This is a genomic window from Campylobacter portucalensis (genome assembly GCF_009690845.1).
Lineage (GTDB): Bacteria > Campylobacterota > Campylobacteria > Campylobacterales > Campylobacteraceae > Campylobacter_B > Campylobacter_B portucalensis.
This window is the reverse complement of sequence record NZ_VWSJ01000036.1, coordinates 17357-28427: the sequence shown is the minus strand read 5'-3', so window position 1 is coordinate 28427 and position 11071 is coordinate 17357. Positions and strand designations below refer to the sequence as shown.

General features: G+C 26.9%; 10 protein-coding genes. 6 read left to right on the top strand and 4 right to left on the bottom strand.

What is annotated here, in order from left to right; genetic code table 11:
- Positions 1 to 508 precede the first annotated feature (508 nt).
- The 3 genes from F1B92_RS07950 to F1B92_RS07940 are packed head-to-tail and all read right to left on the bottom strand — an operon-like array spanning position 509 to position 4491.
- A complete protein-coding gene (locus F1B92_RS07950) occupies positions 509 to 2431 on the bottom strand; it encodes an ABC transporter permease (protein ID WP_154571312.1) in 1923 nt (640 codons plus the stop codon).
- 27 nt (positions 2432 to 2458) lie between these two features.
- On the bottom strand, positions 2459 to 3604 hold the full coding sequence (locus tag F1B92_RS07945; protein ID WP_195836328.1) for an efflux RND transporter periplasmic adaptor subunit: 1146 nt from the start codon (positions 3602 to 3604) through the stop codon (positions 2459 to 2461).
- A 20-nt stretch (positions 3605 to 3624) separates the two neighbouring features.
- Positions 3625 to 4491: an EamA family transporter gene (locus F1B92_RS07940; RefSeq protein WP_154571310.1), complete on the bottom strand. Its 867-nt coding sequence runs from the start codon at positions 4489 to 4491 to the stop codon at positions 3625 to 3627.
- 125 nt (positions 4492 to 4616) lie between these two features.
- On the opposite strand from F1B92_RS07940, the gene glmU reads away from it, so the two are divergent.
- Genes glmU through F1B92_RS07910 form a run of 6 tightly spaced genes read left to right on the top strand, consistent with a single transcriptional unit; the run spans position 4617 to position 10363 of the window.
- Positions 4617 to 5927 (top strand): bifunctional UDP-N-acetylglucosamine diphosphorylase/glucosamine-1-phosphate N-acetyltransferase GlmU, encoded by a 1311-nt coding sequence (gene glmU, locus F1B92_RS07935; RefSeq protein ID WP_154571309.1) that lies wholly within the window; start codon positions 4617 to 4619, stop codon positions 5925 to 5927.
- Entirely contained in the window at positions 5911 to 7089 is a 1179-nt protein-coding gene (gene coaBC, locus F1B92_RS07930; RefSeq protein ID WP_154571308.1) for a bifunctional phosphopantothenoylcysteine decarboxylase/phosphopantothenate--cysteine ligase CoaBC, read from the top strand. Before glmU ends, coaBC begins: the two co-directional genes overlap by 17 nt.
- Positions 7090 to 7776 carry a polyprenyl diphosphate synthase gene (uppS, locus tag F1B92_RS07925; protein ID WP_154571307.1) on the top strand — a complete coding sequence of 229 codons (687 nt, stop codon included), beginning with the start codon at positions 7090 to 7092 and terminating at the stop codon, positions 7774 to 7776.
- Entirely contained in the window at positions 7773 to 8603 is an 831-nt protein-coding gene (locus tag F1B92_RS07920; protein WP_154571306.1) for a prepilin peptidase, read from the top strand. The genes uppS and F1B92_RS07920 overlap by 4 nt, the downstream gene beginning before the upstream one ends.
- Positions 8604 to 9608: an LptF/LptG family permease gene (locus F1B92_RS07915; protein ID WP_154571305.1), complete on the top strand. Its 1005-nt coding sequence runs from the start codon at positions 8604 to 8606 to the stop codon at positions 9606 to 9608.
- Positions 9608 to 10363 carry a pseudouridine synthase family protein gene (locus F1B92_RS07910; RefSeq protein WP_154571304.1) on the top strand — a complete coding sequence of 252 codons (756 nt, stop codon included), beginning with the start codon at positions 9608 to 9610 and terminating at the stop codon, positions 10361 to 10363. Before F1B92_RS07915 ends, F1B92_RS07910 begins: the two co-directional genes overlap by 1 nt.
- Here the strand turns inward: F1B92_RS07910 and F1B92_RS07905 are convergent.
- Positions 10360 to 11064 carry a DUF4230 domain-containing protein gene (locus F1B92_RS07905; RefSeq protein ID WP_326833134.1) on the bottom strand — a complete coding sequence of 235 codons (705 nt, stop codon included), beginning with the start codon at positions 11062 to 11064 and terminating at the stop codon, positions 10360 to 10362. The two genes, F1B92_RS07910 and F1B92_RS07905, sit on opposite strands and share 4 nt — an antisense overlap.
- Between the last annotated feature and the right edge of the window lie 7 nt (positions 11065 to 11071).

Genomic DNA, 11071 nt, shown 5'->3' with positions numbered 1-11071 from the left:
TAAAAGTAGTTTTTTCATAATAAATCCTTTAATAAATTTCAAAGATTATAGATAATTAATATCAATAAATGGTTAATTGGTGGTTGAATTTAAGTTAGAAAAATGAATTTAATTTATAATTTATGGATTTTTAAATTTTGGCGGTTGGGTAGCATAAGACTAAATTTTCTACTTTATTTATGTATTTTAGATAATATTTTTCTAAAAAATTTCTCTTTTTAGTATAACATTCTTTTATATAAAAGATAATTTTGTTTGTATTTTGCATTAATTTTCTTAAATATGGCAATTTTACTAATATAATCTCATTTGTTTTTTACTTTTACAAACATTTAAATTTTTGAAATAATTTATTAACATCACTAAGTTCTAGCTAACCACTAAGTAAATTTAAGGGCTTAAAAAGCGAGTATAAAAGCTTATAAATTTCATATAAACACATTATCAACTATACTCTACAATTTACAAAAATAGCTTTAATATGCTAAAATTGGGCTAAATTTTTAATTCACTCTTGCAAAAGTGCATCAATTGGATTTAATTTGCTTGCATTTTTTGCAGGTATATAACCAAAAATCACACCAACAATGCTTGAAACCATTAAAGAAATAAGTGCTGGAAAAATTCTAAATTTCATATCAAAATCGCTATTTGAAAAATTAAAAGCACAACCTAAAGCATAAGCCAAACAAAGACCTAAAATTCCACCTATTAAACACAAAATAATAGCTTCTATTAAAAACTGGCATTTAATATTTGATGTTGTTGCACCTATTGCAATTTTTATGCCTATTTCTTTTGTTCTTTCTTTTACACTTACTAACATAATATTCATAACTCCAATTCCGCCAACTAAAAGCGAAATTGCAGCAATAGATAAAATAAGTAAATTCATAGTAGCTAGTGTGCTTTGAGCTGTTTTTTTGATAGTATCAGAATTTCTTGTAAAAAAATCTTTTCTTCCATGTTTTTTGGTTAAAAGTTCTACTAAATTCTTTTCTGCTATTTGTGCATCTGCTTCATCTTTAACCTTAACTGTAATGCTATTAATATGCCTATTTCCAGTTATTTTGCTTATAACAAAACTAAAAGGAGCGTAAATTTTAATATTATCACTATTAGAAAAATCATCTTTTTTAGCTACGCCTATAATTTTAGCAGGAATTTTATTAAAAAATATAATTTTTCCTATTGGATTTTCATTTTTAAAAAGCTGTTTTTTTGCATTATGATCTATAATTACAACCGAATTTGATCTAAAAATATCATCTTTCGTAAAATTTCTACCACTTTCTAACTCAATTTTATCTACTTTTAAAGAATCTTTGCCCCCGCCCCTTAAACTTGCATTTAAATTTAAATTTTTATAAGTTACAATACCGCTTGTAGCTATATTTGGCGTAGAATAATCTAAATATAACTCATTTCCTAAAATTCTAGAATCATCTACGCTAAGAGTTTTTATATTTCTAGCCATTAAATCACCAAAATTTTTACCAGGATAAATTGTGATTGTATTTGTACCAACGGCTTTTATGGATGAGAGAATTTTTTCTTGCGAGCCCTCCCCTAATGCTACTACACATATCACAGAAGCAATAGCAATTATTATGCCAAGCATAGTTAATAGGGATCTGAATTTGTGAGAAAATATCGAATTTATAGACATTAAAAAAGATTCTATAAATAAATTTAGAGTATAGTTTAAACTCATTTTTTTAAGTTGTGGTTTTTTATCTAAGATAAATTTTTCGTCGTTTTTGATTGTGTCGCTTAAAATTTTACCGTCTTTGATTTCTATAACTCTATTTGCGTGATTTGCTATGTTTAAATCGTGAGTTACGATTACAATTGTATGACCTAATTTATGTAAATTTGACAAAATTTCCATAACCATTTTACCACTTTTACTATCCAAAGCACCAGTTGGCTCATCTGCTAAAATCACTTCTGCACCATTAATCAAGGCTCTAGCTATACTCACTCTTTGTTGTTGGCCGCCACTAAGCTTATTTGGAATTTGATTAGCCTTATCTTTTAGACCCAAATCATCCAATAACTCTAAAGCCATTTTTTCTCTATCATTTTTATTAACACCTCCATAAAGAGAAGGAAGAGCGACATTTTGAAGAGAATTGATTGAACTTATGAGATTATATTTTTGAAAAATAAATCCAAAATATTCACGTCTTAAACTAGCTAATTCATCACCACTAAGCCCAATTATGTCTTTATCATTTATAAAATATTTACCACTTGTTGGAGTATCCAAACAGCCAATAATATTCATTAAGGTTGATTTTCCGCTACCACTTTGTCCTATAATAGCTACAAACTCACCCTTTTTTATCTCTAAATTTATACTCTTTAAAGCCGTATAAGAATTAGAATCAATCATATAACTTTTTGTTATATTTTGTAATTTTATCAACACCTATTCCTTTATATTTAATAAAATTTAAGACTTTGATTTATTGGATTCATCGTTTTGCAAAATAATATCATCATTTTCATTAATATTATCTACTTCAACATAAATTCCATCGCTAATTCCTAAATTTACATATTGTTTTAAGACATTACCATCTTTTAAAATTTTAACAAAACTCTTGTTATTTTCTCTAAAAATAGCATTTTGCGGAATATAAAGTATATCTTTGCTTTGACTTATTATTATCTCGTTTTGAGTTGTCATACCGATTTTAAATAAGTTCTCTTGATTTTTTATAAACATCTTAGCATAATAATAAATAGCACCACTAGATTGAATATTTTGCATACCATGTTTAGCATATTTTCCATCACTTAAATCACTCAAAGCTGGATCAATTTTTACAATATCTCCATCAAATTTTAAATCAGGATCTGATAATATTGAGTATTTTACACTCATACCAACTTTTATTTTTGGTAAATCACCTTCAGGAATTTGCATATTTATTTCAAGTTTTGATAAATCTGCTATTTGAGCAATTATAGGAGTAGTTTGATTAGCATTTAGGGTTTGCCCCTCTTTTGCTATAATAGAAACAATAGTTCCATCAAATGGTGCTTTGATATTTGTAAGGTCTAAATTTCTCATAGCAGTATCAAGATCTATTTTGTTTTGATAAATTTGAGCCTTTAACTGTTCTATTTTTGCTTTTTTTAGCGTTAAATTATTTAAAGCATTTTCTAAATTTTCCTTTGAACTAGCACCTTTTTTATATAAATTTTGCTCTCTTTCATATTTTTGCTTAGCTATTTTAAAAGATATCTTACTAGCGTTTAAGTCAGCCATTAAAATTTGATTTTCTGCTTTTTTCTTTTCTACTTCATTTTTTTGCTTTATAGAATCAATTTTAGCTATAAAATCACCTTTTTTTACACTATCTCCAATCTTTACATAAAGTTTTTGAACTTCCCCGCTAACTTGAGTGCCTATATCTACTAAATCTCTAGCCCAAATTTGCCCAGCAACTACAACAGAATTTGTTAAGTCTCCACGAATTGGTTTTGTGGTTAGATATTTTGTATCTATATTTTTATTAAGATTATAATAAAATGAAAATCCTACAACCAAAATAACGGATAAAAAAACAGTAAATTTGACATTTTTTTTCATAAATTTCCTAAATATAAATTTCATATCTTCTCTATTTTTTTATAATATCTCATAATGTAATCATGCAAAATTAAAGATACATAAATCATAACTCCGCCAATTATGAGTTTAGTTAAATTTACAGGGCTTCCCCAAAATATTAAATTTACTATAATGGCTACTGGAATTAAAGCATTATTCATAATAGCCAAAACTCCGCTATCAACCTCACAAGCACCTTTATTCCATAAAAAATACCCAACAGCACTAGCTACAACACTAAGCCATAAAATAACTAAATATTGAGTTAAATTTAAAGATAATTTTGAAAAATCCCCATATATTAAAAATACAAATAAACAAACAAAACTAGCTCCTACAAAAAAGTAGCCAAAAAGCTCTTTTTGTGCTTTAAAATCGTATTTTTCTAATAAAAATTTATAAGAGCTTTGACCTACTGCAAAACATATATTAGCTCCTTGCAAAATCAAAAATCCCATCACAAATCCGCTATTTATTTCATTGTATTTTACTACAAAAGCCCCAAAAACAGCGATAAAAACGCTAATTAAATATAAAGATTTAAATTTGCGATTTAAAATATCATAAAAAATAGTTACATAAAATGGTGTAAATATAGTAAATAAAGCGATTTCAACAACACTTAGATATTTAAAACTAGCATAATAAAATAGATACATAGCACCAATTTGCACGCCACCAATACAAGCTGTAAGAGTTGCTAATTTTTTATCAACTCCCCTAAATTTCATAAACGGTAAAAAACAAATCAAAGCCAAAACAACCCGTAAAAGTGCTGCAAAACTACTATCAACCCCTTTTAGATAATTTCCAATCAAGCTAAAAGAAAAAGCCCAAATAAAAGTAACTATAATTAATTTTTTCATTAAAAAACCCTATTTTAAAAATTTAGGTCAAATTATACCTTATTTTACATTTAATTTTAAAAAAATATATTAAATTTAGATAATTTTTGCTAAAATTATATTTTTATTTAAAATCAAGGTTTTTTATGAGCGATATTTCAATAATTATTTTAGCGGCTGGTTTTGGAACAAGAATGAAATCAAATAAAGCAAAGGTTTTGTTTGAAATTTCTGGAAAAGAGATGATTTTTCATATTTTAGAAAAAGCTTATGAGTTAAGTAGCGATGTAAGCGTCATTTTAAACTATGATTTTGATACTATAAAGCAAAAAATTTTAAGCAACTTTCCAAATACTAAAATTTACAAACAAGATATAGAAAATTTTCCAGGAACTGCTGGTGCGTTAAAAAATGTAGAACTAAACTCCAAAAAAACTTTAATTCTTTGCGGAGATATGCCACTTATTACAATAAATGAACTTAAAAATTTAATAAATTCAAAACACGAAGTAGCATTAAGCGTCTTTGAAACTAAAAATCCTTTTGGATATGGAAGAGTTGTTATTAAAGATGGCGAAATTTTAAAAATAGTAGAAGAAAAAGATGCTTTAGATGAAGAAAAAAATATCAAAATAGTAAATGCTGGGTGTTATGCTTTTAAAAGTGAAGTTTTAAAAGAGATTTTGCCTAAAATTTCAAATAACAATAACCAAAAAGAGTATTATCTAACCGATAGCATTGAAATAGCTATAAATTTAGGTTTTAAATGTGAAGCTGTTTTGGTAGATGAGAGAAATTTTATGGGTATAAATGATAAATTTGCACTAAGTATAGCAGAAAATTTAATGCAAGATTTAATAAAAGAAAATTTAATGAAAAATGGCGTTAGAATGAGACTTCCAAATACAATCTACATTGATAGTAAAGCAAAATTTGAAGGAGATTGTGAAATCGAGGAAAATGTAAGTATTATAGGAAGTTGTGTCATCAAAAATAGTATCATAAAAAGCAGTAGCGTTATAGAAGATAGTTTGATACAAGACTCAGACATTGGACCACTTGCTCACATTCGCCCAGGATGCGATATAAAAAATACTCATATTGGAAATTTTGTTGAGCTAAAAAAAGCAAAAGTAGATGGCATTAAGGCTGGACATTTAAGCTATCTTGGTGATTGTGAAATCGAGTCTGGCACAAATATCGGTTGTGGCACGATAACTTGTAATTATGATGGCAAAAAAAAGCATAAAACAATCATCGGTAAAAATGTTTTTATCGGGAGCGATACCCAATTAATTGCACCAATAAAAATTGAAGATGATGTGATGATTGCAGCAGGCACGACAGTTACAAAAGATGCAAAAAAAGGTGAGTTAATAATAAGCAGAAAAAAGCAATCAAATATTGATAAATTTTACTATAAATTTTTTGGAGAAAAAGATGATATTAAAAGATAAAAAAATACTTCTTGCAGTGTGTGGAAGCGTGAGTTTTTATAAAGCTTATGATATTTTATCGGAGTTGAAAAAATTAGGTGCTGATGTTTATGTGGCACTTAGCGATGGTGCTTTAAAATTTTGCAAAAAAGAGAGTTTTGAAGCACTTAGTTCTCATAAAGTTCTTTGTTCTAAAAGCGAAGATTGGCAAAATGGCATAAATCACATAGAGTATTCAAAAGTTGATTTAGTTGTTTTAGCACCAGCTAGCGTAAATTCAATAAATAAACTTGCAAATGGAATTTGCGATAATGTTTTTATGCAGACTTTAATATCTGCTTCAAATGTTCCATTAATTATAGCCCCAGCAGCAAATCCTAAAATGCTTAATCATTTTTCTACGCTAAATTCTATTAAAATTTTAAAAGCAAATGGTGCTACAATAATTGATCCAGTTGAGAAAATTTTAGCTTGTGGCGATGTCGGAAAGGGCGGTATTGCAAATCAAAGCGATATCGTATATATAATCATTAGAGAGCTTTGCAAGGATGATTTTTATGTAGGAAAAACGGTTTTAATTACAGCTGGATCTACAACTGAAAAAATAGATGATGTAAGAGTTATTAGCAATTTATCTAGCGGAAAAATGGGGAAAGCTTTAGCTGATGTGTTTTATTATTTAGGTGCTGATGTACTTTTTGTTTGTAGTGGAGATTTCAGGGTTCCATATAAAAGCATTAAATTTGATAGTTCTTTTGGATTAAAAAGTGCATTATTAACACAAAAATTAAAAAAAGATGACATTATTGTAATGGTAGCAGCGGTTAGTGATTATATTCCAAATAAAGTAAAAGGCAAACTCTCAAAAGAAAATGTCGGAGATATAATTACACTAAGATTTAAGCAAAACGAAGATATAATAGCAAATATCAACTATGAAGGCGTTAAAAAAGTTGGTTTTAAACTTGAAGTGGATATGAAAGAAGCATTGCAAAATGCTAAAGAAGCTTTAGATAATAAAAATTTAGACGCAGTTTGTTTAAATATTTTAAGCAATACAGTTAAATTTGGAAGTGAAAACACAAAAATTACTTTTGTAACACCAAATAATCAAATAGAGCTAAAAGAAGACACGAAAGCAAATACTGCTTTTAAATTAGCAGAACTCATAAAAAGCATATAAATGAATAAACTAAATCATCTTGCTATCATAATGGATGGGAATGGAAGATGGGCTAAAAAGCGTGGTTTGTTGCGTAGCGTAGGACATGAAAATGGTAGTAATGCTATAGAAAATATAGCTAAGTCTTGCATAAGACTTGAAATTCCGATATTAAGCCTCTATGCTTTTAGTACTGAAAATTGGGCTAGACCCAAAAAAGAGATAGATTTTTTAATAAATTTATTTAAAAAATTTCTAATCTCAAAAGAGGAAATTTTTTTAGAAAATTTTATAAGATTTCATACAATAGGAGATTTAAGTGTTTTTGATAAAGAGCTTTTAAATTTAATACAAAATTTAAAGGACAAAACGGCTAAATTTGATAAACTAACGATAAATTTAGCCATAAATTATGGTTCAAAAGATGAGATAGCAAGGGCTTGTCAAAATTTAGCTAATAATAATATAAAAATCAATGAAAAAAATATCTCAAAAGCACTAGATACTGCTTTTTTAGGCGAATTTTGCGATGTGGATATGCTGATAAGAACAGGTGGCAAAAGTAGATTATCAAATTTTATGCTCTGGCAGTGCGCTTATGCTGAGCTATTTTTTACAGACACTTTGTGGCCCGATTTTTGTGAAAGAGAATTAGAAAAAATGGTTTTAGAATTTAAAAATATTAAGAGAAATTTTGGTGGATTATGATTTTAGGAATTTTTTATTTTATATTTGGTGTTTGTATTGGTTCGTTTAGCAATGTGCTAATTTATAGGCTTCCTGAAAATAAAAGTATAAATTTCCCCGCCTCTCACTGCTTAAAATGTAAAACTCCTCTAAAATGGTATCACAATATACCTTTATTTTCTTGGATTTTTTTAGGCGGAAAATGTGCGTTTTGCAAGACAAAAATAAGCTTTCAATATCCTTTAATAGAGCTTATTTGTGGCTTTTTAATGTTAATTTGTATGTTTAAAGAAGTTTCTAATTTTGAGATTGTAGATTATTTTGAAATTTATAAAACTTTTATGATAGGGGTGCTTTTTATCGTGCTTTTAGCAATGGCTGTAATTGATTTTAGATACACAGCGGCTCCTAGCGTACTTTTGTATGTAGCAGTAATTTTATCTCTACTATATAAATTTAATTTTGAAGGGGTTAAATTTGCATTAATTTTTGGAGGCGGAATTTTTATACTTACTTTTTTACTTACAAAAATTTTAAAAAAAGAGGCTATGGGCGAAGCTGATATATATATATTTGCTTGTATTGGTGCGGTTTTAGGCTTAAATTTAGGACTTTTAGCAGTTTTTGTAAGTGCTATTTTATCTCTTTTTGCTTTTATGGTTGTTAGTTTTTTATTTTTACTAAAATCTAAAAAAAATAACATAAAATCAAACACACAAAATCAAAATATATCACAATATCAAATGCCATTCATTCCTTTTTTATCTGCTGGACTTTTTGTAGTTTATGTTTTTGAAGATAAGTGTCAATTATTTTTAAAAATGATTATAGAAGGAAATTTATTTTAGATGAATAAAATAAATAGATATCTTTTTTTGCATTTTATAGGCTCTTTTTCATCACTTTTTAGCACACTATTTTTGATAATGTCTATTATATTTTTTATACAAATAGCAAGAATTACGTCTATAATCTCAATAAATCTTTATGAACTTTTAAAATTATATATTTTTATGCTTCCAAGAATTCTTATATTTACCACTCCGATTGCTTTTTTTTCAGCATTAACGATTGCACTTTTTAGACTTTCAAAAGAAAATGAAAGTATCGTTATATTTACTTTTGGATATTCTCCTAAAAAAATTAGTATATTTTTTTTTAAAATTGCAACTTTTCTATCTATAATTTTGCTTTTTATATCAATCATAATGATGCCTTTAGCTGAAAATTTAAAAGATAATTTTATAGAATACAAAAAAACACAAGCCACAATAAATTTAAAATCTAGCGAATTGGGACAGAAATTTGGCGAATGGTTATTATACATACAAGATCAAGAAAAACTTAAAAACAACACTATTTATAAGAATTTAGTTTTATATTCTCCAAACAGTGAAAATCAAAGATTAATTTTAGCAAAAAGTGGCGAATTTAAGAGTGCAAATTCCGTATTTGAAATGATTTTAAATGATGGTAAAATTTATACGATTTCTAATACATTACACGTAACTTTATTTAACAAAATGACAATCAGAACAAAACCTAGCGAAAATTTAAATGATCCAAAATCCATTTTAGATTATTGGAGAAATGCACAAAAAAATATAAGCATATATACGCTAGTTTCGCTATTTCCTTTAGCAAGTGTGCTTTTTGCTATATCTTTTGGGATAGTTACATATAGATATGAAAAAGGTTTTGTTTATGTGGGAATTTTTGCTGTTTTATTTGGATATTTTACAAGTATGATGCTATTAGCAAAATATCCTAAAATAGCCATTCCATCTGTATTTTTAATATTTTTTCTAGCATCTATTTACTATTTTAAAAACAAAATTCTTAAGAAATATTAATGCTTATAAAACTAACTTATTCATTTGATGGCTCTAAATTTTGCGGCTCACAATCTCAACCAAATTTAAAAGGCGTTGAAGATTTATTAAAAATAGCACTTAGCAGAGTGGGGATTTTTAATAAAATCATTTCTGCTTCAAGAACAGATAAAGGTGTTCATTCTCTAAATTCTATAAGCGTTGTAAAATGTCCTGATTTTTGGGATTTACTAAGATTAAAAGAGTTGCTAAATAGACACACTAAGCCTTTTTTGTATATTAAAAAAATTGAAATTGCGGATGAAAACTTTCATCCTAGATTTGATGCAAAAGCTAGAAGTTATAGATATATCCTAAATCACGGTAAATTTAGCCCTTTCTTATCTAATTTTTGTTATTTTTATAAAGATATAGATATAAATTTATTAAATTACTCACTTAAAAAATTTGAAGGATATAATGATTTTGGTAAATTTATGAAAGTAGGAAGTGATACGAAAAATTTTAAAAGAGATATGATAAAAGCTTACTCTTTTAAATATAAAAATTTTACGATTATTAAATTTAAAGCAAATGGATTTTTGAGATCTCAAGTAAGATTAATGGTAGCAAATGCATTAAAAGAGTATGATTATTTAGTAAATTTAGATCTAAATTTACTAAATAATAAAAATTTTATAATAAATAACTCAAAAATTTTTAATATCAATCAACCAATTACTAAAATTCCAGCACCACCGCAAGCTTTGTATTTAGAAAGAATTTTTTATTATTAATTACTTAATTGCTTTTGAAGAATTCTATCTATTTCTACCTTACTATCTTTTACATACATTTTCTCGCTATCTTTAAACTCAAATTCCAAATCATCTGCACCAAAACTTCTAGCTATAGTTTCTAGGGTTAAAATGGCTGATTTATGAATTTGTTTTTCTAGATCATCGATTATTTTTACAGACATATTTTTAACCTCATCTTTTGCTTCATTAATTAAGGCATTTTTATCACTCTCGCTAAAACCAGGACCAAAAAGTCCGCTTAAAGAATCAGGTAGCAAAAATGGTAAAAATTTAGAATTTTTCTCATCATAAATTTTCATATCTTTTATAGAAAATTCATATTTGCAAGGTGGCATTGTGATTTTATAGCTATTGTCGTTTAAGTGCTTTATTTCAAACTCCTTGCTTCTTAAATCATATATAAAATTTATCTCGAATTCAAATATTAAAGCAATCTGTTTTTTACTCATAGACCACCCAAAAATTTTATCCCAAAATCCACCAATAGCACTATCTTTTTTAGTAACTATCTCTTTTGAGTAAATTTTAAAAACACTCAATTCACCTATACTTTTTAGCTTTGTAATGCTAGTAGAAATTTCGGTACTAGGACTAGAGTTTAATTTTTTATTTTGTCTTAAAAGAACAAAAATCACCGCCAAAAGAGCCATAACTAAAATACTAAAAACGATCTCCACTAATTAC

What these genes read in the sequence shown, in the direction of transcription:
- F1B92_RS07945 (WP_195836328.1), bottom strand. Translation starts at nt 3,604, where the DNA reads ATGAAAAAAAATGTCAAATTTACTGTTTTTTTATCCGTTATTTTGGTT.
- F1B92_RS07940 (WP_154571310.1), bottom strand. Translation starts at nt 4,491, where the DNA reads ATGAAAAAATTAATTATAGTTACTTTTATTTGGGCTTTTTCTTTTAGC.
- glmU (WP_154571309.1), top strand. Translation starts at nt 4,617, where the DNA reads ATGAGCGATATTTCAATAATTATTTTAGCGGCTGGTTTTGGAACAAGA.
- coaBC (WP_154571308.1), top strand. Translation starts at nt 5,911, where the DNA reads ATGATATTAAAAGATAAAAAAATACTTCTTGCAGTGTGTGGAAGCGTG.
- uppS (WP_154571307.1), top strand. Translation starts at nt 7,090, where the DNA reads ATGAATAAACTAAATCATCTTGCTATCATAATGGATGGGAATGGAAGA.
- F1B92_RS07920 (WP_154571306.1), top strand. Translation starts at nt 7,773, where the DNA reads ATGATTTTAGGAATTTTTTATTTTATATTTGGTGTTTGTATTGGTTCG.
- F1B92_RS07915 (WP_154571305.1), top strand. Translation starts at nt 8,604, where the DNA reads ATGAATAAAATAAATAGATATCTTTTTTTGCATTTTATAGGCTCTTTT.
- F1B92_RS07910 (WP_154571304.1), top strand. Translation starts at nt 9,608, where the DNA reads ATGCTTATAAAACTAACTTATTCATTTGATGGCTCTAAATTTTGCGGC.